Raw genomic sequence first — 23,201 nt, forward strand, 5'->3', positions numbered from 1 at the left:
CCTGTTTTATTTTCTTTGTGTTAGTTGTAGTTCCAGCAACTTCATTAACTCGCCTTTATCAATAGACACAGGTTTAATGGTAAGTTCATGAGTTCCGGCGGGCAAAGTTAATGTTCCGAGGTCCTCGTTAAGCACTTTTGTGACAGACCCGCTGCCGGTAATTTTTACTTCTTTGGAATAAGTACCGGTTTGCAGCACGAACGTTCCGCCATTACCTTCGCCGGCCAAATATTTCATATTGACGGTAAAACTTACCGGTTGGGTTGTACGGAAGGTCCAGCTTAACCACTGATCGTTTGTTTTCCAGTTCTGAACATAATATTTATCGGTTTTTCCATCGCCGTAGCTAAAGCCCTTACCATGTAACTGTGCATCAAAAGCCAGCAGGCGCTGTTGTGGTACGTTTGATGCCAGTACACGCACGCTATCGGTTTTCAATGCTCCCTTTAATTCAAGAACAATCACGGTAGCCATGGTATCGGGCATTTGTGCAGGCAGGTCGATCTCTATATCGTTCTCATTAAGGCGGCGTGTCGTTAATGTCTTTTTATTCGCCAGCAAGTATGTCTTGGCTGCATCGCTTTTTAAACCGCCCACATATAACTTTTTATTGGCCGGCCATTCGAACACATGCAGATATAGCTTATTTCCTTTTACCGTTGATACACCCCAGCTTTGCAACGGCAGCGGACTGGCCACCGAACCATAAATGCTTTCGCCGTTTATTTTCATCCAGGCGCCAATGCCTTTTAAAATAACCTGGTCTTTGCTATCGAACACGCCATCGCCTTTAGGGCCAATATTCACTAACAGATTTCCACCGCGCGAAGCCGACTTGGCCAGCAGATGCACAAAGTCGCGCACAGGCTTATGGCTGTTATCGAACTTATGATATCCGTATGATTCATTTGTTGTAGGAATGGCTTCCCAATCACCCGTTACGGGAAAGAATTCCAGCGGACGGTCGGCCGTATTCTTATAATCGCCAAAACTGATCTCTGCACTTCTTGCCAAGCGGCCATTTACCACTACATTTTTATCAGCCTCGCGAATGGCTTTCAGAATGCGTATATTTTCTGATAAGGGCAACTTTGAAGGTGTATCGAACCAAAGAATATCGGGATGGTATTTTGCCAGCAGTTCTTTTATTTGCGGGATCGTTTTTTCGTCAACATACTTTTGCGCTTTGGGCAATAACTCGGGATGAATATTAAACCAATTAACGGCGCCATGTAATCCTTTATCGCCACCGGGATTATTATACTCCCAATCGTTACCCGGCGCATCGGGATGCTCCCAGTCGAAGGCATGCGAATAATAGAAACCGAACTTAATACCGTATTTATGACAAGCCGCCGAAAGTGCCGCCATAGGATCGCGCTTCCAGGGCGTTTGTTGCATGATATTAAAGTCGCCTATTTTCGAATCAAACATCGCAAAACCATCGTGGTGTTTTGATGTAATGATCATATACTTCATACCCGCTTCTTTTGCCTGACGTGCCCAGGCATCGGCATCAAACAACACGGGGTTGAACTGATGCGCCAACTGAAGATAATCGGCTCGCGTAATTTTTTCCTTACGCATCAGATGTTCGGCATACCCATCTACTTTTTTACCTTTCCACTCACCACCGGGCAATGAATAAATACCCCAGTGTATGAACATACCAAAGCGCGCCTGTTGCCACCATTGAATTCGCTCATCATGGTTCCTCATGGATTCTTTCCACCAACCATTTACAGCTTCATCAATGGCCTGTTTATCTCGTTCTTTACCCCGATTAAACATTTCTTTATCTTCATCGCCGTTTGTTTGAGAAAAGACGCTCAGTGATACTAAGCAGATTATTAGAATTAAGTATTGTTTTCGTATCATGGATACAAGTTGTTCAGTTATTGGGTTGTTCAGTTTAAAGCCATATTAAAGGATGCCTTACTGGCAAATTCCTTATCACTTCTTCTACTGTTGGTTTGTGTTCCAATCCCTTCCAGGTCTTTAGCCATTCTTTATTATCGTACGCATTGGCGCCAAATACAAGAAAAGGCTGGGCTACCGGCCAGTTTTCCCAATACATTACATCGGGCGTTTTTGGCCATTTGCTTTTATTGGCTATGAAGGGTTGTAAATATTCTATTCCTTTTTTAATATTCCGTCCATCGGGGGTGGTATAGGCCCACAGATCATCTTCTTTTGTAGATAAGATCTGGCAAATGGTTGTCATGGCATCGAGGTTAAAGATCGAATAACCATAAGGTTTTGTTCTACGCAATTCCTGCGGAAAACTTCCATCGGCAGCCATTTGGTTTGGCAGTAATACATTCTTATACCGGTCGGCACAAAAACGCATCAGCATTTCGTTATGGGTGAACCGGGCAAAAGCGGCCGTTTGCATTACCCAGCAGGTACCATGGTTATTGGTAGCGTTCATTTCATCTTTACCGTATTGATGGGTAGTTAACCATTGCAGGTATTGTTCAAACCAACGCCTGATGGCTTCCAACGCCTGGCGATCCATAACTTTTGCATTTTCCATTACCAATAATCCCTGCACTACTTCCATCAATTGAATGGTATCTATAATGCCAATACCCCTACCTGTGAACCTGCCCTTTATAGCCTGTGCATATTGCAGGTTAGGATTCATGCGTGTTGCTGTGTCAACAAACCAGGCCTTGCAATGCATTAATACCCTGCTTACATATTTTTCATCGCCCGTTACCTGGTAAGCAGAAGCCAGCGCACCAACGATCTGGCTTAACCTGATCATTGCATGGCGATGCGCAACAAAATTCTCAGGGTTCGTCATGCCATCTCGTTGCACATATGGGCTATCAGGGAATTTTTCATTGGGCCACCAATAGTCGCCTTCTGAAAAGAAATCATGTTTGCCGCCGGCACTTCGTGGCGAGCTTTGCACCGTTACGGTAACCGGCTGTTGTTGCATTGCCCATGCCGCCTCCTGTAGAATTTGCTTTCGCAGTGTCTTTAGGACTTCGGGTTTGTAGTCTTTTGGTGCTTCTTTGTTAAATGATAGCAGGCCATTAGCGAGAATGGTTACTATTAAGCAGATGAATATTTTCTTTGGTTTCATAAGTTTCTTTTAATGTGGTTGAGGCTTATGGCCCCTCCCCAAACCCCTCTCCGCCAGCTGGCGGATGAGGGGCAATATTAAAGTATCCTGGTCATGGAGTTCGGTTAATGGCCCCCCTCCCCTGCCCTCCCCCGGTGGGGGGAGGGTTCCCTATTAGTCATATATTCAAATAATACATTGCCTACGGTGTTAGGCTTTCCTTTTACCGGTGCTGAAATGCTTCCTTTTAATTTACCATTCTTATCGCGCTCTACTTTTATTTCGCGCCAGCAGTAATCGCCTTTCTCGTAGTTATAGCTTTCGCCGTCATCGTCGTACAACATATACTTTCCGGGCTTATCGCCATAATAGCGAACATTAAGATCAACTTTTTCTCCTGGCAGCGGCGCGTGTAACATAGGTTTCATCATAGGAATGATGCCCCCGTCTTTTACATACACCGGAATTTTATCTAACCCTGGCGTAACAGTTATAACCTGTCCATCGCCGACAAAAGCGCCGGTAAAGAAATCGTACCATTTACCTTTTGGCAGTACCACTTTACGGGTTTGCTGTCCCGCAAATAATGGCGCTACCAGTAAATAATCGCCGGCCATATATTGATCTTTTATTTCTTTCGATACCGCTTCAGCATATGGATTCTCTTCGAGGTTGGCATTACCATTCTCTTTTTTTGCTTCCTGTACAAATCCTTCCTCAAGGTTCATAGCCCTAAATGGCGGCAACCCTTCAAAATGATACCGCGCAAATGCACTATACCAATAAGGCATCATTTGCATACGTAACAATGCCAGCTGTTTTATAGGCTCAGCCACTTCATTATACGACCATGGCTTGGTACCACTGGCCCATGCATTGATCATGGCCATTGGCGAAAACACTACCGTTTGAAAACGCCGCAGCCACTCCTCTCCTGTTTTGCTGGCCCGAACTTCAGGTGTCCATAACACTCCGGCAAAACCGCTATTAATAAGCGCCGTTATAAAATCTTCATGATTATAATAATCGTTATAAATAACATAAGGGAAGGAAGTGCCGCCCGCATTGGATGCACGCACTAACCCAAACGTTCTTTTATTCTGTTGATGAAAGATTGTTTCACTATACCGTTGAACCAGTAAGCCAAAGGTCTGGCGCATTTGTTCTGCAGGAATGCCAGAGGGAAAACTGGCCACATCGGGCCACAGGTAATGATCATAACCATCTACCTCATCTATCTTATACCCGCTTACACCTTTGGATACCTGATCTCGTTGCAACTGATCGAAAAATAACTTGCGTGCCTGATCCTGTGTAAAGTCGGGCACCAGTCCATTCCATACCGTATGTGAACCGCTGAATGGAACGATCGCTTTATAAAATGGCGCTTCGGGTGATACGTATGGATTCGTCCAGAGATTTACGCGAATGTTTTCCTTCAGTAATCCTTGTACAAAACCAGCAGGATCGGGATAACGCACACTATCCCATGAAAAAGTACAGGGGTAGCTTTTGCTTTGCCAGCCTGGTTCAAGCCCTATAAAATCGAGCGGGAAACCTTTTTCGCGAAATGCCGTTACTTCTTTTTTTACTTCTTCAGCAGTATATAATGATTTCACTCGTTGCGTAAAACCCAATCCCCAGCGAGGTGGTAAACAGCCGCCACCATTGAACAGATTAAAACGCTTTACCGCATCTAACGCAGTGGGGCCGCCGAACACGTATATTTCCACGCCGGCAGCCGGCACCAATATTTCAACCGCATCGGAATATGGACGGGAACTCCAGCTTTTATCAGTATTGCGGTCTTTGGCCACCGGGGCATTCTTACTTTCTACCCGTACGCCTGTTCCGGCATACACCGTTAAATACCGCGCTGAGTTGATGAACACACCATACCCTTTTGACGAAACATAAAACGGCGTGGGCGCATGCGTTCTTCCATTATCTTTTCCGCCGTAATGATCAACATGTAATTGTAAGATCTTGCCACGCTGGTGAATGGTTTGAAAATTCAACCCAAAACCAAACAACTGCTCCTCTTTTTGCAAGGGGAAACGCAGGTACGTTTTTCCATCTACTACTTTTATAGAAATATCTGTTTGCGATAAAGGAAATGCCGCCTGCGTAATGGCAGATAAGGCTTCACGATTGGGTGTGGCGCCCGATGCCTTTAACAGATCATAACTTTCCGGCACACCCGCAGTTGCCTTCCAAACGCCCGGGGCGGTTTCGCTCCAGGAGATCTGGCTGTGTATACGACCTACGTTACCTATTAAAACAATAACCAGTAATATAATTTTTGCTCCAGACATATTAGAATGTTTTTCGTGAATCGGCAATCGTGAATCGGCAATGAAACTCCATATTTTTGGCCTCGCTAATCGTGAAACGGTCCGCCAGCTGGCGGATGAAACGTGAAAGGGCCGCTCAATTTTGAAGCTCACGCTTTGTCGGCAATTGGCCCCCCAAACCCCTCCCCCGGAAGGGGGAGGGGCTTTTCACCTAGCCAGATTTCGTTAATTTGTTAAAGTATTATTTTGTACTCCTTTATCAACACTATCAACTCTATCACCTTTTTAACTTCTTTGTCAACCTACAAAGCAACAATAGTATACACTTCCCCCTTCTTCGTATCAAACTCAACAGTATACTCCTTTGCCACCTCCAGCGAAACCAACTTTGCCTGCTCATCTTTTTTATAAGGTGGTAATCCGTAGGAAGTATTTAAATTATTTGTGTTCGTACCGGCTGACGCTTTTGACGTTACTTCAACTACTTTAATGGGGCATGGCGCGCTTACCCGGCATGGCCCACCTAAATTAGAGGTGATAGTAGCCTTCGATAATTTTCCTTCTTTCCAATTAATAGCTACAGTAAAATTGCCGCGAGCCTTTATGCCACTAATGGAACCATTCTTCCAGGAATCGGGTAATGCGGGTAATAAAGCCAACTCGCCATTATGACTTTGCAACAACATTTCAGTCATACCGGCTGTTGCGCCAAAATTGCCATCTATTTGAAAGGGCGGATGCGCATCGAACAAATTGGCATACGTTCCGCCGCCACTCATAGCATCTCTTGTTTCGAGTGGATTGATATAAGTAAACGCATCGCTCAAGATCTTATACGCATGATTGCCATCGTGCAAACGCGCCCACCAGTTTATTTTCCAGGCCATAGACCAACCGGTACTTACATCACCTCTGAAGATGAGCGATTGCTTTGCCGCCGCTGCCAGCTCAGGTGTAGTGGCCACATTGATCTGACTACCGGGATACAAGCCAAACAAATGCGATAAGTGCCGGTGTTTATCTTTAGGATCGTCCCAATCTTTGTTCCACTCCTGCAACTGACCATACTGACCAATATGATATGGGTATAATTTCTCTTTGGCCTGTATCAACTGATTGCGAAATGCTTCATCGGTATTTAGTATGCTGCTGGTTTTTATAGCCGCAGTGAACAATTCGCGAATAATGCTCATGTCCATCGTAGTGGCCATACCAACCTGAAACTCTTTTCCTTTTATCTTCATGGTGTTCTCCGGTGAAGTAGAAGGATTGGTAACCAGGTAACCATTCGCCGGGTCGGTGATGAGCCAATGCAACATAAACTGTGCAGCCCCTTTTAGCAAGGGCCAGTTATTCTTTAAAAAATCTCTATCGCCTGTAAATAAATAATGCTCCCACAAATGCGTGCTCAACCAGGCGCCGGCCATTGGCCAGCAGCTCCAACGCGGCATTCCTTTAGGGTCCCACTCATAACCACCGGGCGGTGAAGTTTTTGCCCACAGATCTGAATTATGATGTACCACCCAACCTTCGTTGATATTATAATTTACTTTGGCTGTTTTGGCGCCATTGATGGCCAACTCTTTTAAAAAGCTGAACAATGGCTGATGGCATTCACTCAAATTGGTATTCTCTGCCAGCCAGTAATTCATCTCGGTATTTATATTGGTGGTATAGTTACTACCCCATGGTGGCTTTATGTGATGGTTCCAAATGCCCTGCAAATTAGCTGGTCTTGAACCTGGCCGTGAACTGGCGATGAGCAGGTATCGTCCAAACTGATAATACAAAACCTGTAACTGCTGATCGGTTGGCGCCGATGCATACTTCTTTAATCGCTCATCGGTAGGAAGCTTCAGCACATTCTCATCGGCACTTAATTTAAATTCAACCCTTTTAAACAAAGACCGGTAGTCGTTGATGTGCTCCGTCTTTAATTGTTCATACGAACGCGCCAGGGCCTTTTGTAAAATGGCTTTTGCTTCAATGGAAGGGTCTTTGCCTTCGAGGCCCGGCGATTTATCAAAGCCATTAAAGCTGGTAGCTTCTGACAAATAAATAGTGACGGAATTGGCGCCTACCACGCTTAATTCTTCATCTTTTTGTTCAACGCGGCCGCCTTCTACTTTTATTTTTGCATGTACTTCAAAGTTCATGCCTTCGCCTTTCTCACCTGCAGAATCATACACTACCTGCTGTGGCTCAGATTCACGGTTCGCAACAAATTTGGGCGCTTTACCTTGCAGCACCAGGTAATTGGCTGCTACAGTTTTTACTTTAAACTTTAATTGGCTGCGCAATTGTAACCGCCCACTGATAGCGCCTTTCTTATCGGCGGTAAGCCGCATCACCAATACTTTGGCCGGGTAACTAATAAAAACCTCGCGCTGGTAATTTACCTCACCCAGTTGGTATCGCAGCGCGGCTACTGCAGTATTCAGGTCCAGATCGCGATAATATGTTTTCGGCGTTACATCTTTCGCTGGTAAAAGCCATAACAGATCGGCCAGTGGTAAATAGCGGGCAGAATAAGGCCCCTGCATCTTTTTCCATAATGCCGCCGCCTTTTCATAATCACCATCAAATACTGCCTGCCGCACCTGGGGCAAAACAGTTGGGCCGTTGGGATTATTCCCTGCATCAGGATAACCCGACCATAAGGTGTTATCGTTTAACTGAACCAACTCATCCTGGCTGCCCCATACCATAGCGCCGGTTTTTCCATTGCCTAATGGCAGGGCCTCTTCCCAGGCTTGCGCAGGTTTGTTGTACCATAACTTTAAACTAGGATCACTGGCCTTTTGCGCATACACAGCAATGCAAGCCAGTTGAATAAAGCAACAGATCGTTATTGATAGTTTCATGCTCGTCTTATAATTCTTTAAATACAGTTTCCAATCCTTCGCTTTTTGCACTGATCACTGAGTGACCTTTATTTGTTTGCACCCGAATGATGGCGCGGCCATTGTATGCCTGCACATAGCGCGAACCGCTCGATGTGCCCTGGTTATCGATCAGTTTGCCATCGCCGGCCAAACCGAACCGAATAAAGTTAGCGGCATCTAAACAAGGCACGCCTTTATCATCGAGCATGGTTGCCTGCATGGTAGCTATGCCATTTTCTTCACCTGTTTTCTCTAACAACAACTTCGCCGGCTTGCTCCATTTTTCCGTTTGATATTGAAATTGAAGTGAATCAGTTACTATAATTTTTCCATTACGTGCAACCACCTTTATCTGTTGCATTCCTTTGTTCAATGGAACATTCCAACGCAAACCTGCAGCGGGAAAATCCTGGCTATTGCGTTTTTTAACACCATAGCTTTTCCCATTTACAAACAACTCTGCTTCGGCGCAATTAGAATAAACTTTTATCATCTTATCTTCGCCTTCACTTCCCCAACGTACCGGCCAGCTATGCCCGTAAATATGCACCATAGGCTGCGCTGTCCAATAGGATTGAAATACGTAGTACGATTCTTTTTTTGTAAGATCTCTTTCTACAACACCTTTCTGGTTCATATAAGGCACAGGATTATCAGGCCGTACAGGAGTAGAAAAATCTTTGAATGGCCATTGGGCTGTACCTGTAAGCCAGGGCATGGTTTCCTGTTCTTTCAAATGCCAGTCGACCAGGTTGCACAAATACGATTCGCTCCAGTCGCCATCTTTTGATACACGTGCAGTGCCGCCGTACAAACTGGCGTCACCGGCCCGCTCATCGGCGCCGTTGCCTGTTTTCACTACCTGCAATGCTTTATCGGGATTTTCTGAATGCCGGCGGGCATGGCTGTCGCCACCCCATTCAACATGTAAGAAATGATTTACTTTTTTAAACTCTTCTTCCGATACCTTTTTGTATTCGGTGTACACGCCGCGGTACCAGCCGGCCCAAATAGAGGGAGAATATACATCTACAATGTCTTTACAAAAATCACAACGACGGATAGCCGTTTTGCGTGAGGCATCTAATTTATGCGACAGGTCGTGCAGTTCTTTCATAAAATGGCGGATCTTCTCTTTATCGAACTCGGGAAAATCGCCCGGCCAGTCATTCTCATTACCCATGCCCCAAATGATAATCGCCGGATGGTTGTAATGTTGTTCTATCATATTAGTGAGCATGCGTTTTGCCATGTTCTGGTAAAAAGGGCCACCCAAACCGCCGCGACACCAGGGAATTTCTTCCCAAACAAGGATCCCCAAACTATCGCACAGATTTAAGATAATACGAGATTGCTGATAATGGCCCAAACGAATAAAGTTTACGCCCATCTCTTTCATCATGATCATCTCCCGGCGCATCATTTCTTCGGTCATGGCAGCAGCTACGCCTGCATGGTCTTCATGGCGATGCGTTCCGCGTAACAGCAACCGCTGTCCGTTCAACATAAATGGGCCATGATCAACGAATTCAAAATGACGGAAGCCGATCTTTTCGGCTTGAACATGTTTACCGGTTGGTGTAGTTACCGTTGCTTCTACCGAATACAATACCGGCTTTTGCGGCGACCATAACTGGGGTGATTTGATAGTAAAGTCAGTAAGCTTTACATCACCGTTCAGCGCAGTGGAAGCGACTTCTTTTTGTTGCATTACTTTACCAGCGGGGTCAAAGAGCTTTATTGTAACAGCAGCGTTAGCGGCCACTGTTTGATAAAAGCGCGCTGATACCTGTACAGTACCAACCTTGCCCGCTTTATCAACTTCAGCTTTTGCAAACAATTTATCAATAGCTACCGGTGGCACATACACCAGATTCAGATAGCGGTAAATGCCGCCGTAGATATTAAAGTCAGACAGATCGGAAGGGATCATTTCCAGATCGCGCGAATTATCGGTGCGTATTGAAATGGGCACCTTTCCTTTGAACTGGCTTTGCGCAACCGGCGTTTTACTAAAGGCTTCAACGGCATCTGTGATATCCACTACAAACTCATCGTACCCGCCAACATGCGAACCTACTTTTGTTGTATACACGTACACATCGGTCTTTTGGCCTGCACCTTCAAAAAAAAGCAGGGTACGGCCATTACTATACGGGTTCTTAATATCGAGTTGAGTACGATACCAGGCCGGGCCCTGGTAATAATTTACATCCGGATCAACACCATCTTCGGCGTTCACACAATGTGGCAATTGTACTGTTTGCCAAAGCGGCACACTCTCGGGGTTTCCTTTCCCTACCGGGCGTACCACTTCCCAAATACCACCAACATCCTGTTTAATAAACTCCCAATTACCAGTTAAACGACTTGTTTGCTGGGCTTGTGTTGATGAAGCAATGATCAACAATAAAGACAACAATCTGAGTATCCGCATTATGCTACTTTCTATTTTTATATTTCCTCCGAAAGATAAGTAAGAACATCTCTCCTATTTCCAGATTGTACGCAATCGTTTCCGGGTTGCATTGACTTTGTTAAAACTTAAAATTCTGGCCCTGGAACTAATAAAGCTCTCCAGGGGCCAGAATTCAATTGTAGTAACCGCTATACGATTAATTAATTTATTTATGGTTTCACACCATACTCCACCATCCTGTCAAACACATGTATTGGGCCATTGTCGCTAAGGATACCAGATGTACGGCCTGCAGTGGCGCGAACGCTGTTGAGAAAATCATTTATCCGCACTCTTGAATCCCTGTCATTCGACAATATGAAAGTCATAATGCTTTTTGGATTGGCCGGATCTGCTCCTTCTGGTAAAAGTGTCTTTACCTCTACATTTTCGGGCCCTATGTTATCGTAGCTATACTCCCCCTTTACTATTAAATACAATAACCAGTTCTTCACCTGTTGCGGCGTATATGCCGACCAGCTTTTGGGGATCTGGCCATTGACCTTATAACGCGACCAATAATTATCAGTAGGCTGCGGAGTTGCCGTTCTGAAAACTGCATCGTTATGCAGGAAAATAAATGTTTGGCCCGGTTGCAGATAAAGCGCGGTATCAATACCCGAATAAACGATCGCTTCGTACATGCGTTTAAAGATGGTATCGGTAGAACTTAATACACTTCGTTCCTTTAAATACTGCCAGGCAGTTTTATTGATATGCGCATCGAGTGTAGCGGTTGTATGCTCGGCATCTTCCTGCAGGCGCAAACCGGCAATTTTTTTACATCCGGTAATACCCATCATTAACAAACCAATGAAAATGGTGCTATATATAATTTGTTGTTTCATTTTTGTCGCTTTCATTTTACCAATAGGTTTATTCTGAATAAGGTTCGTTTTGCCTCAACAATGTATTCCGTGTTAACGCCTGGCGTGATATTGGCCACAGAATTTTCCGCGGATCATCAAAGCCGGTCTGGCTGATGTTCAGCAATTTCTGGCGATAACGCACCATTGGGTCCATCACTTCAATAACACGATCTGTTCTAACGAGGTCGAACCAGCGGCGGCCTTCAGCAAAAAGCTCTAACTGACGCTCATCCAAAACGGCCTTTTCAACATCGCTATCTGTAGGATAGTCTGTTGCCACCAGCGGCGTTGCGCCTCTTAGTGTACGTATACGATTAACAATGGTAAACACCGGCGCTTTATTGGCACTTGTTTTATTCAGGGCCTCAGCACGTAATAACAGGATATCGGCCATACGATACAGTGTTAACTTGGCATCGTTTTGCGCATTGGCCGGAGGTACCGGTTTGTTGGAACTGTTCACCGGATAGAATTTACCTATCTGTATAATTCTGGGCGTAGTGGTGAGCGGCACCGTAGTGTCGTAAGTAGCCCAACGGCGGATATCGTTCTTATTGCTTTCGAAACGCAGGAACACCGAACTGTCGATATAATACTGAGAGGTATTACCGCCCGATCCTATTTTAGAGATACCATTGCCACCATCGCGGGTATAATCCCAATGCATGCTCCAGATGGCTTCTTTAGTGCCGGCCGGGTCGAGGAAGATCTTTTTAAAGTCGGTAAAATTATTGGCACTCACATCATATTTGTACGACAGGTTAATGAGGTCCTGGGAAGACTGCAACGCTTTTGCGTAATCCTTCTTCCACATATACACATCTGTTTGCAAGGCCAGAATGGCGGCGGGGGTCATTTCCCAAACATTGGTATTTGTTTTAGTAACCAGGGTATAGGCTTTGGCAAGATCGGGCAGAATAACATTATTCAGGATTGAGTCTGCCGAGTTTCTTGGCGCTAAAGGATCTTCATTCAGGTCTTCATAAGGTTCCAACCGAACGGGTACCGCACCCCATAACCTGATAGCATAAAAATACATATACGCTCTTATACCGTAAGCCTGCGCCAGGTAATTGTTACGTATTGCTTCGGTATATGTAGCTGATGAAGGAATTTCGGGTATATGCTTAATGGCCAGGTTGGCGCGCCCAATGGTATAATAAAGATTATTCCAGTTTGCAGCCCCGGTAAGTGAATTCAGTCCATTCAGTGTTACGTTGATCTGGTTTTCACCTGTACCACCATAGGTAAAGTTGTCTGAGCGGGCATCACCCCAATCGGTATAGTTACCGTTCAGTGTTTTTTGAATACCATCATATATAGCCGCTACACCTGTTTTGGCATCATCGGCCGTTTTCCAGAAACTTTCGGGTGCGAGATCGGAAATTGGTTGCTGATCGAGAAATTTCTTACACCCTGCATTTGCAAACAGCCCCAGGGCCAATGTATAATAGATTAATTTTTTCATTGCTTGTACGTTTTAAAAGTTCAGATTAACACCGGCGCCGAATTCTCTTTTCCGTGGATAACGGCCACTATCCTGACCCATTTCCAACGCATTGTTGAAAGCGATCTCCGGATCGTACCAGAAGTAATTGGTGTAGGTAAGCAAATTATTTCCATACAAATACACGGTAGCGCCCTTCAGTTTCATTTTATTCGCGATGTTCTTTGCTAAATTATACGTTAACCTAACATTACGTAAGCGAATGAACGAAGCATCTTCGAGGTACAGGCTGCTTAATTCGCGGCCATTACCCATGCCATTGTTTTTGGGAGTAGGCCATTTTGTAACATCACCAGGTTGTGCCCATGCATCGCGAATATATTCAGGATCGGGCGTTACGTTGGAAATAGTGTTTTGGTTCAATTGCTGACGGCCACGGTCGTACAACAAACCGCCCCAGCTAACGTACACACTGAACGAGAGACTAAAGTTTTTATAAGAAAATTGGTTCGAAAGACCAGCTATCCATTTAGGCTGGGCATTACCCAAAGGAATACGGTCAGCGTCATCTATTACACTGTCTTTGTTATTATTCAGCCAGATCATATCACCGCCTTTTAAAACATTACCCGCTGTTTTCAATTTGTTCACAGTGCCATTGTAAGCTTTTCCATCGAGTGTATAACCGGTAAAGGTACCAGATACAAATACGGGGGTCAGTTGTTCCCAGTTGTCGGTGTAAGCATTCGATTCATCGTACTGATATACGCCGAGCGCCTGCCAGCCATAGAAATTACCTAAGCGCTGCCCTTCCTGGGTGATCCAGTTAGTAGAAGTAATGGGAATACCACCATACAGACTTTTAATGGTAGCGTTATTGAACGACATATTATAAATAAGGTTCCATGAGAAGTCTTTATTGCGCACGGGGTAGCTGTTGATCACAAACTCAAAACCTTTGTTTTGAATAGAACCAATATTCACATTTACTTCATTAAAACCAGATTCGTATGGCAACGGTGCCTGATAAAGCAGTTTATCGGTTATCTTATTATAATAATCGGCTGTAAAAGTAACGCGGCCCTTCAGGAAGGTGAGGTCGAGACCGATATTGGTTTGTTTTGTTTCTTCCCAGCTTAAAGCAGGATTACCGAATGTGGCAGCAGGCGCCACACCAGAAACGCCATTATACCAGTTACCATTATCGTTATCATCACTTTCACCAAATGAATAAATTCTAATGGCATCATATTCACCAATACGGTCATTACCTGTTACGCCATAGCTGGCGCGAATTTTACCTTCGCTCAGATAATCATAGGCCCATCTCATAAAGGGCTCTTCGCTAAAGCGCCAGCCTACTGAAGCTGAAGGGAAGTAACCCCAGCGGTTTTGTTTTCCGAACTTCGATGAGGCATCAGCTCTGAAGTTACTGTTGAAAAGATATTTTCCTTTGTAGCTATAGCCCAACCGGCCAAATGCCGAAACAGAAGTATATCTTTCTTCCCGGCTATTAGGAACGCCATATACCTGTGGAGAATTGAGGGTAGTAACCTCTTCAGTAACATAATTGGTACCTGAGATCTCTGCACCACGGTTAAAGTTACGGTCGGCGCTTACACCGAATAAGCCGGTTAATGTATGACCACCACCCAGGGTTTTGTTATAGTTCAAATAAGCCTGTGTCATCCAGTAGGTGTTCAGGTCATTTTCATCGCTGCCGTCATTGTCGTTACTGCTGCTTAACAGTCTTGGAGCAAACGTAAGGTGATGGGTGTATTTGGCTTTTACATTCGCATCTACCGTCAACTTCAATTCAGGTAAAAATTGATAACTAACATAATTATAGAAGTTACCATCCATGATCTGGTATTCATTCTTACGTAACAGTGCTTCCGCTACAGGATTTCTGCGGCCACCGATCTGTCCGGCCAGCGTGCCATCAGGTAAGTACACCCTAAAGTTTGGTGGCCGTTGTATAGCCTGGTTAAGGGTATTTCCATCATTGATACGGTTTTCGGTTTGATACGAAAACTGTATGCGGTTACCGTAGGTAAGTTTATCTGTTGCTTTATAATCTATATTAAAGCGGCCACGCATGATCTTGGCCCAGCTGTTGATGATAATTCCTTCATCTTTTAAATAACCCAAACTTCCATAATAGTTTAAATTGCGCGAAGCGCCACCGAGGCTAACATCTACCTGCTGGCGATTGGCCGTACGGGTAAGCATGTCCTGGTAGTCGTTATCGGCATTGAAAGAAGGGTTCAATGAGTCGGTATTGAAACCACCGCCGGTATTACCATTCCGTTTATATTCAAGCAAACGGCGTAATTCCGCATTTGACTGTGGAATTTTATGCGATAATTTGCTTAAGCTGGTGAGGTACCGTACGTCGAGTGTTGGCTTTCCTTCCCTACCTTTTTTGGTAGTAATGATCACCACGCCATTTGCCGAGCGTGAACCATAAATAGCTGCCGATGCCGCATCTTTTAAGATCTCAATTGATTCAATATCGTTGGGGTTGATACCATCGATATTTACCCCCTGGGCGCCATCTACAATGTACAATGGATCGGCACCACCCTGCAGCGTACCAATACCACGAATACGTACCGAATTGCCGGCACCGGGACGGCCCGATTCCTGTGCAATTTGTAAACCAGGCGCCTGGCCCTGCATCGCATCCAGCACATCAATTGCCTGACGCTCTTCGATCTGTTTTGCCGAAACAGAAGAAATAGCGCCGGTAACATCTTTTTTACGCTGAGTGCCATAACCCACTACAACTACCTCATCCATAGAGGCGTTGCCAGCCGTTAAAACAACACTGAGCTCGGTTTGAGAGCCAACAGTAATTTCTTTGGTGGTGAAACCCACAGAAGTAAATACAAGAACGGAATTAGGTCCGGGAACCATAATTTTAAATGCACCATTGGCATTGGTAGACGTTCCGCCCGTGCCTCCTTTGATACTTACAGTGATGCCATTGAGGCCTATTCCTTTTTCATCTTTTACTGTTCCTTCCACAGTTTTAGTTTGTGCCATAGCAGGCATAACCTGTAAACAACCAATAAATAGCATGAGGGACCAAAGTACCCGGCGAAAAGGGACGGATAAACGCCTTGAAGAAATGTTTTTCTCTTCCATACAGCAGTTAAGTTTTTACACTTCATACCCAACCGTTACGGTATGACAAGTAGTCAGTTTAACAATAGAGGTTAATTGCGTAACAAATGCAATTACGTAACTTATTGGTATGTTTAATTTTGCTTAATTGGTAATATGATAAGCTATTTTACCACATCGGTTTCCCACCCTGGGCATAGTTTTTTTATGCATACTGAAAATTCACGGTTATGGCAAAAGCAACAATAAAAAACAAGCTCAGCGATGAGGAGCTTAATGATAAAGGGTCTTTTAATAATGAAAAAACACCGGCAAAAGATTCCACTGCCAGTAAAAGAAAAAAAGATAAACTAAAAGAGGATTCCGATGCCTATATTGAAATTCCCGATGTATCTGATATTCCCGGACAGGAAAAAATAACCAATGCAGGTGTGCCCGGCGCCATGAGCGATACTACCATTTCTTCAGACGATGAGGAAGGCATTCGCGATGGAAAGGATATTTTAGCTGAAGATGATAATGTTGATATTGTAATGGGTACCGAAGCCGATGTTACTGAAGAAGACCTGGCCCTGCTGGGCGATAAAGACCAGGATATGGATATGAATGAAGATGAACTGGTAAGAAAAGAAGGACTCGATGATACTGATTTTGATGGTGATCCCCTGAATGAAGCAGCTGTTGATGAAGACAGCACCGGCGACGATTTGGACATGCCCGACAGCGGAGACGAAGATGCCAGAAAGGAAATGGATGATGAGGAGAACGATTACTATAGCTTAGGCGGTGGCGACAAGGATGCGTTGAATGAAGGAAGGGATGATGAGGAGAAATGATTATAGTGAATGGTCAATGGTGAATGGCCTCGCAAAATCGTAAAACGTGAAACGTGAAACGGCAAACGCCCAATTTCGGAGGCTCCCGTTCAGTCGGCGATTGGCAAAAAATTTTTAGGCAATTAAAGATCATTAGTGAGTTTGAGAAATTAGCGAGCTCTTTCACGTTTCACGTTTGCCGTTTCACGATTGACCATTCACCATAGGGCTTCACCGCCAAATTCGAATTGGTATATTTCTTCTCACTGGTTACCTCTTTATCAACCCAATCGGGTAAGGAGAATTGTTCATTTTCGGCCGACAATTCTATTTCTGCAACGATCAGCCCTTCATTTTGCCCCAGAAATTCATCAACCTCCCAGGTGTGCCCATCGTATGGAATGAAATATCTTATTTTACTGAGCTCTGAAACGCAAAAATTGTCAAGCATGTGCCGGGCATCTTCCATTGGAATGTTGTATTCGAACTCGGGCCGTGCAGCGCCAACGGTTTGCCCTTTTATGGTTAGAAAAGCCTCTGTATCGGTAAGCCGCACCCTGATCGTTTTTTGCGGATCTGATAAAATATATCCCTGACGAAAAAGGGATCTTTCCTGTTTAACAACCTGCGCCCATTTATCTTTCTTTACCAGGAATTTCCTTTCTATTTCTATGCCCATGGTTATAAATATTAGCCCAAATCTACACCTTATTTTTCAGGGCAGTTAGTGGCTCACCCTGCCAAAATCGTTGAATAAATAGGCAACCTGCCGCCTATGCAGTAATAGCTGGTTCCCTTTATTTGTATTATGATAAAATATGCACTCTTGTTTATTTTAAACTGTTCGTTTTTGGCCGTTTTGTCGCAAGCCCCTATTGTGCTTCAAACAAAAAACTCGCACCTGGTTTTGACTGTTGGCAACAATCACCGGTTGTACCAATCGTACCTGGGCGCGCGGTTAACGAATACTGCTGATATTGAAAAACTATCGGCCGGCCGGGAGGTATATCTTACCGCCGGTATGGAAAACCAGTTTGAACCTGCCATCCGAATAGTGCATGCCGATGGCAACCCATCGCTTGAACTGGAATATGTTTCACATAAATCAGAACAAAAAGGCGATGTTTCCTATACAAATATCATATTGAAAGACCCGGCCTACCCGGTTGAAGTGACCTTACAATACAAGGTATATTTTAATGAAGATGTTATTACCTGTAATAGCATCATTCAGCACCATGAAAAGAAACCGGTGCGATTAACGCAATATGCATCAGGCATGTTACACTTTAGCGCCGACAATTACTGGTTAACGCAATTTCATGGCGATTGGGCCCGCGAAGTGAATTTGGTTGAAGAAAAATTAACCAATGGCATTAAAAGCCTTGAAAGCAAACTGGGCGCACGTGCTAATTTCTACCAAACACCCGCCTTTTTTCTTTCGCTGAATAACCCGGCTACTGAAACCAGTGGCGAGCTGATTGCCGGCACCCTGGGCTGGACAGGCAATTTTCAATTCACCTTTGAAATAGACCAGCGTAACCAGCTCCGTGTACGTTCGGGCATCAACCCTTTCGCATCCGACTATACCCTACAACCCAATGAAGTTTTTACCACGCCCGAATTTATTTTCACTTACAGTAACCAGGGAAAAGGACAAGCCAGCCGCAACCTGCATCGCTGGGCGCGCAACTACGCCGTGCTAGATGGCAAAAGCCCGCGTCTCACATTGTTGAATAACTGGGAAGCCACCGCTTTTAACTTTAACGAAGCAAAACTGATAGAACTGTTCGATGGCGCCAAACAACTGGGTGTTGATATGTTCCTGCTCGACGATGGCTGGTTTGGTAATGCATTCCCAAGAGACAGCGATAAAGCCGGCCTGGGCGACTGGCAGGAAAACAAAACCAAATTGCCCAACGGTATTGGTAAACTGGTACAGGAAGCAACAAACCGCGGTATAAAATTCGGCATCTGGCTTGAACCCGAAATGGTAAACCCCAAGAGTGAACTGTATCAAAAACATCCCGACTGGATCTTACGCCTTCCCAACCGAACAGAAAACCTGGCGCGCAGCCAATTGATATTAGATCTTGCCAATCCGCAGGTGCAGGATTTTGTGTATTCGATCGTTGATGACATGCTTACCAAAAATCCCGGCGTGGCGTATATAAAATGGGATTGCAATCGCAGTATGACGAATGCATACTCTGCTTACCTGAAAGAAAAACAATCGCATTTGTACATTGAATATACCCGGAGTTTATATAAAGTGCTTGAAAGACTCAGGGCAAAATACCCGCATCTTCCTATTATGTTATGCTCCGGCGGCGGCGGCCGAACCGATTATGGCGCACTTAAATACTTTACCGAATTCTGGCCAAGTGACAATACCGACGGACTGGAACGGGTATTTATTCAATGGGGTTATTCTTACTTCTTTCCGGCGAACACTATGGCTGCCCATATAACCAGTATGGGTAAAGGCCAGTCGCTTAAATTCAGGACCGATGTAGCCATGGCCGGCAGAATGGGTTATGATATCAGGGTAAATGAATTTACGCCGCAGGAAATGCAGTTTAGCCAGGAAGCAATTAAAACCTACAAACGCATTAGTGATGTAATATGGTTCGGCGATCTGTATCGCCTTATTTCACCTTATGATGAACCACGCGCTGTTACTATGTATGTGAATGAAAATAAAAGCAAGGCTATTTTATTCAATTATAATTTGAACATTCGCCGAAAGGATATTTTCATAAAGGTGCAATTGCAGGGGCTCGATGCGCAGAAGAAATACCGGTTCAAAGAGATCAACCTGTTTCCCGGCACTAAAGTAACCCACCCCGATAATGATAAAGTATTCACGGGCGAATACCTGATGAATATTGGGCTGAACCTCAACCCCGGAAAGGTAACATCGTTAACAAGCAACGTTTATGAGATAACTGAAGAATAATCACATATGAAAAATTCATTATTACGTGCGGCATTCCTTTTTATTTTTATTATTATTTGTAGCAGCGCTTCAGCACAAACATCGCGTATGTTATTAATGGACGCGGGACGATTGGCAGTTATAAAAGAAAAGATACAACAACATGATGCAACAACCCTTGCACTGGTAAAAGCATTACGAAAACAGGCCGATGAATTACTAAATAAGAAACCGGTATCGGTAACAGACAAAGCCTTTACACCAGTCAGTGGCGATAAACACGATTATATGAGCCAGGCCCCCTATTTCTGGTACGACAGTACCAAACCTAATGGCCTGCCATATATGCGAAAAGATGGTGTTCGGAATCCTGAGATCAATAAAATAACCGATCACCGCTGTTTAAATGAACTGGACAATGCCTGCAGAATATTAGCCCTTGCCTGGTTTTGTACAGGTGAAAAGAAATATGCAGCCAAAGCAACTGCCCTCTTACATTATTGGTTCATTAACGAAGCCACTAAAATGAATCCTAACTTAAATTATGCCCAGGCAATTCCGGGTATTAACAATGGCAGAGGCATTGGTATTATTGAAACCATAGCATTAACAGGCATAGCCGATGCTGTAGTTCTTTTAAAAGGCGCTAATACTTTAACTGAGAAAGACAACAACTCAATTCAACAATGGTATACCCAATACCTCAACTGGATGCTGACCAGTAAGAATGGCAATGAAGAACACGCCGCTAAAAACAATCATGGCACCTGGTTTTATGTGCAGGCAATTGATTTTGCATTATTCACCGGCAATAATGCAAAAGCTAAAGAGCTCATTGATGAAGCTAAAAAAAGAATGGATTCGCAGATCAATAAGGAAGGTAAAATGCAACTGGAGCTCGACCGCACCAACGGGCTTGGATATAGCACGTTTAACCTGCAGGCCTGGTTTAAGGTAGCAACGCTGGCACAGCTAACCGGCACTAACTTATGGCAATATGTAAACCAGCAGGGCGCCGGCATTCGTACCGCATTGGATTGGCTCACCCCTTACGCACTGGGTCAAAAAACCTGGACTTACCAGCAAATAGGTGAATACAAAAAGAATAATATCTATACGCTGTTGTTACAGGCTGCCGTTGCTTATAACGATCCAAAGTATACTGCATTGGCAAAGCAACTGGATAATGAAGTTGATGATACGCTGATAGACCTTTTATATAATTAGAAGATCTAATTCTTTAACTCTTTCAATTTCTTAGCGGCTTCGCTTTTGGCGTTTTGGTCGCCATGTTTAGCGGTGAGTTCAAAATACCTGATGGCATTTGATCTATCGCCTTTACGTTCATACATGGTGGCGATGTTGTTGAGCACAATAGCATCCTGCGGCATTATCTTTTCGGCTTTTAATAAAGCTTCCAGCGCTTTGTCGTAATTGCCCTGCAAGCCATAAGTGATGGCAAGGTTAGAAAGGCTTTCAACATGGCGGGGATAATATTTTAATACAGCCTGTGCAATACGGCGCATGCGGGTAAGCTGATCATCGCCAACGTTATACAACTGTACCACATAACTTTGAATATTGCCCAACATGAATTTTTCAGGGGCATCCAACTTTTGGTGGGCCGTCCATTGCCAGTTATTCTTTAACTTATTGGCAACTTCAATGGTGTTTATGATCTCTTTGGTGAAGGCTTCATAATTTTCAAGCTGGCCAAGCGCGTAGATCTTTCCAAAACGCATATCTAACCGGGCTGGCCAGGCGCTAATGCCCGAGTCTATGCTTTTAAAGGCTTTTTTAAGGAGGGATTGATCGTATTCAACCTGATCGCCCAGGTAACCTACTGTTTCTGCGCCCGTGCTGTCTTTTACTTCAAACGCTGAGGATTTATCAGCATCATTTGTAAATTGAACGATCTCTTTACGGCTGGCTAAAAAATAGTAATTGAACCGGGCAATAAATAATTCAGCGTCTTTGGGACTGGTTTGCTGCCATTTATAGAGTAATTGCCGTTGTGCGGCGGTATCATTTTCTTCTAAAACCTTATCAAAATCTGCTTTATAACCTTGTGCAAATGATTGACCGGCAATCAATAGCACAAAAAACGCGGGTAAAATTCTAAACATTTAGGGTTGTTGGGTAAGCCAAATCTACAAATCGCGCTTAAATAAAGAGATTAATTTTTACCAATGGGTGGGGATTGTCGATGAAGTTACATGTTATGCGGCCAGGAGTCGCACTTACGTGGCCACATGTCACACTTGTGCGCGCAAGTATTGCACTTTGGGGACAAGTGTCACACTTTGGAGAGAAAGTGTTGCACTTTAGTGGGAAAGTGTCACACTTTGGTAGGCAAGTGTTACACTTTGGAGTGAAAGTGTCGCACTGTGGTAAGAAAGTGTCACACTTTAGAGCGCAAGTGTTGCACTTTGGTGGGCAAGTGTTACACTTTGGAGTGAAAGTGTTGCACTTTGGTAAGAAAGTGTCACACCTTAGAGCGCAAGTGTTGCACTTTGGTGGGAAAGTGTCACACTTTGGGGGAAAGTGCCGCAGCAAACCTCCAAAGTTGTACTGCAAAGCATTCCGGTGTTACAGTGGTAAAATTACCTCCCCTTCTGAAGAAAGTAATGAATGGCGCAAATAGCATTAGCACAATGTCCGCTCCAATGGGTATCGAAGTTCCATTTAAAATCCCACACTGCATTCTGCTTGGCATCTGACGATTTATGCCCATATAACAAGAGGGAATTCTTAAGATACTTATATATGGCGCCGAGGTCTTCGTACAGATCGCCATATACAATGCCGGTATCTTTTTTCTTTGCCGTAGGATCGAATACGTACCAATAATAACGGTAGTCCCATAAACGATCGGCAATAAAGTGAAGTGATTTTTGAAACTCCTGTTCATCCAGCTTTATCTCAAACTTCTTATCGCTTTTTTCTTCCATCAATATCATACAGTTGCCCAGGTTATACAGGCTCAGCAAATGATTTTGTGAAAGAAGGATAAACTGTCGTGGTGTTTCCGCTTCGTGAGATTCAATGAAGGAACAATACTTTCGCGCAGCATCGATGAAGCTGGTGAACTCGTTTGTTGCAATAATTTTCGATACTAATATCTTATCAGATAGTGGCAAAGTGTTCTCAATAGCGGTTATTGAATAATGGTTGCTATTGAAGTATCCAAAAATGATGCCTATTTATTGTACCTGTAACACTAAAAGCAAGGCCACTATTGTTTCTCAATTCACTACTCATTGTTTCAAACGCACATAAGTATATTTAGCGGC

14 protein-coding genes are annotated in these 23,201 nt (G+C 44.2%); 3 read left to right on the top strand and 11 right to left on the bottom strand.

The features are described from left to right. Nucleotides 1-6: 6 nt before the first annotated feature. The 8 genes from GGD38_RS32670 to GGD38_RS32705 form a co-directional block, all read right to left on the bottom strand. Entirely contained in the window at nt 7-1,878 is a 1,872-nt protein-coding gene (locus GGD38_RS32670; RefSeq protein ID WP_375303938.1) for an alpha-L-fucosidase, read from the bottom strand. Between the two features lie 34 nt (nt 1,879-1,912). Continuing rightward, nucleotides 1,913-3,094, bottom strand: a complete 1,182-nt coding sequence (locus GGD38_RS32675; RefSeq protein ID WP_375296576.1) for an alginate lyase family protein — start codon at nt 3,092-3,094, stop codon at nt 1,913-1,915. 104 nt (nt 3,095-3,198) lie between these two features. Next, entirely contained in the window at nt 3,199-5,388 is a 2,190-nt protein-coding gene (locus GGD38_RS32680) for a TIM-barrel domain-containing protein (RefSeq protein WP_375296577.1), read from the bottom strand. 281 nt (nt 5,389-5,669) lie between these two features. Then, entirely contained in the window at nt 5,670-8,231 is a 2,562-nt protein-coding gene (locus tag GGD38_RS32685) for a glycoside hydrolase N-terminal domain-containing protein (protein WP_375296578.1), read from the bottom strand. 7 nt (nt 8,232-8,238) lie between these two features. Continuing rightward, a complete protein-coding gene (locus tag GGD38_RS32690) occupies nt 8,239-10,689 on the bottom strand; it encodes a glycoside hydrolase family 2 TIM barrel-domain containing protein (RefSeq protein WP_375296579.1) in 2,451 nt (816 codons plus the stop codon). 191 nt (nt 10,690-10,880) lie between these two features. Beyond that, complete coding sequence (locus GGD38_RS32695) at nt 10,881-11,573, bottom strand: hypothetical protein (RefSeq protein WP_375296580.1); 693 nt, start codon at nt 11,571-11,573, stop codon at nt 10,881-10,883. A gap of 13 nt (nt 11,574-11,586) precedes the next feature. Then, nucleotides 11,587-13,047, bottom strand: coding sequence for a RagB/SusD family nutrient uptake outer membrane protein (locus GGD38_RS32700; RefSeq protein ID WP_375296581.1), 1,461 nt, complete (start codon nt 13,045-13,047; stop codon nt 11,587-11,589). A 12-nt stretch (nt 13,048-13,059) separates the two neighbouring features. Then, entirely contained in the window at nt 13,060-16,074 is a 3,015-nt protein-coding gene (locus GGD38_RS32705) for a SusC/RagA family TonB-linked outer membrane protein (protein ID WP_375296582.1), read from the bottom strand. 311 nt (nt 16,075-16,385) lie between these two features. Here GGD38_RS32705 and GGD38_RS32710 point away from each other — a divergent pair, with 311 nt between their 5' ends. Further along, nucleotides 16,386-16,991: a hypothetical protein gene (locus GGD38_RS32710; RefSeq protein ID WP_375296583.1), complete on the top strand. Its 606-nt coding sequence runs from the start codon at nt 16,386-16,388 to the stop codon at nt 16,989-16,991. A 169-nt stretch (nt 16,992-17,160) separates the two neighbouring features. Here GGD38_RS32710 and GGD38_RS32715 read toward each other — a convergent pair whose 3' ends face one another. Beyond that, nucleotides 17,161-17,649: a CYTH domain-containing protein gene (locus tag GGD38_RS32715; protein WP_375296584.1), complete on the bottom strand. Its 489-nt coding sequence runs from the start codon at nt 17,647-17,649 to the stop codon at nt 17,161-17,163. Between the two features lie 198 nt (nt 17,650-17,847). Here GGD38_RS32715 and GGD38_RS32720 point away from each other — a divergent pair, with 198 nt between their 5' ends. Both GGD38_RS32720 and GGD38_RS32725 read left to right on the top strand, forming a co-directional pair. Then, the gene (locus GGD38_RS32720) at nt 17,848-19,929 is read left to right on the top strand and encodes an alpha-galactosidase (protein ID WP_375296585.1); all 2,082 of its coding nucleotides are present in this window, start codon (nt 17,848-17,850) and stop codon (nt 19,927-19,929) included. Nucleotides 19,930-19,935: 6 nt separating this feature from the next. After that, nucleotides 19,936-21,135 carry an alginate lyase family protein gene (locus GGD38_RS32725; protein WP_375296586.1) on the top strand — a complete coding sequence of 400 codons (1,200 nt, stop codon included), beginning with the start codon at nt 19,936-19,938 and terminating at the stop codon, nt 21,133-21,135. A 5-nt stretch (nt 21,136-21,140) separates the two neighbouring features. On the opposite strand, the gene GGD38_RS32730 is transcribed toward GGD38_RS32725, so the two are convergent. Together GGD38_RS32730 and GGD38_RS32735 are read right to left on the bottom strand one after the other, a co-directional pair. Continuing rightward, complete coding sequence (locus GGD38_RS32730) at nt 21,141-22,034, bottom strand: tetratricopeptide repeat protein (protein WP_375296587.1); 894 nt, start codon at nt 22,032-22,034, stop codon at nt 21,141-21,143. Between the two features lie 477 nt (nt 22,035-22,511). Further along, the gene (locus GGD38_RS32735) at nt 22,512-23,048 is read right to left on the bottom strand and encodes a DUF5063 domain-containing protein (RefSeq protein WP_375296588.1); all 537 of its coding nucleotides are present in this window, start codon (nt 23,046-23,048) and stop codon (nt 22,512-22,514) included. Nucleotides 23,049-23,201 lie beyond the last annotated feature (153 nt).

It is taken from the genome of Niastella sp. OAS944 (assembly GCA_024809215.1).
GTDB lineage: Bacteria > Bacteroidota > Bacteroidia > Chitinophagales > Chitinophagaceae > Niastella.

Bases quoted from the DNA above. Each gene is read 5' to 3' on its own strand.
- GGD38_RS32670 (WP_375303938.1), bottom strand. From the start codon at position 1,878: ATGATACGAAAACAATACTTAATTCTAATAATCTGCTTAGTATCACTG.
- GGD38_RS32675 (WP_375296576.1), bottom strand. From the start codon at position 3,094: ATGAAACCAAAGAAAATATTCATCTGCTTAATAGTAACCATTCTCGCT.
- GGD38_RS32680 (WP_375296577.1), bottom strand. From the start codon at position 5,388: ATGTCTGGAGCAAAAATTATATTACTGGTTATTGTTTTAATAGGTAAC.
- GGD38_RS32685 (WP_375296578.1), bottom strand. From the start codon at position 8,231: ATGAAACTATCAATAACGATCTGTTGCTTTATTCAACTGGCTTGCATT.
- GGD38_RS32690 (WP_375296579.1), bottom strand. From the start codon at position 10,689: ATGCGGATACTCAGATTGTTGTCTTTATTGTTGATCATTGCTTCATCA.
- GGD38_RS32695 (WP_375296580.1), bottom strand. From the start codon at position 11,573: ATGAAAGCGACAAAAATGAAACAACAAATTATATATAGCACCATTTTC.
- GGD38_RS32700 (WP_375296581.1), bottom strand. From the start codon at position 13,047: ATGAAAAAATTAATCTATTATACATTGGCCCTGGGGCTGTTTGCAAAT.
- GGD38_RS32705 (WP_375296582.1), bottom strand. From the start codon at position 16,074: ATGGCACAAACTAAAACTGTGGAAGGAACAGTAAAAGATGAAAAAGGA.
- GGD38_RS32710 (WP_375296583.1), top strand. From the start codon at position 16,386: ATGGCAAAAGCAACAATAAAAAACAAGCTCAGCGATGAGGAGCTTAAT.
- GGD38_RS32715 (WP_375296584.1), bottom strand. From the start codon at position 17,649: ATGGGCATAGAAATAGAAAGGAAATTCCTGGTAAAGAAAGATAAATGG.
- GGD38_RS32725 (WP_375296586.1), top strand. From the start codon at position 19,936: ATGAAAAATTCATTATTACGTGCGGCATTCCTTTTTATTTTTATTATT.
- GGD38_RS32730 (WP_375296587.1), bottom strand. From the start codon at position 22,034: ATGTTTAGAATTTTACCCGCGTTTTTTGTGCTATTGATTGCCGGTCAA.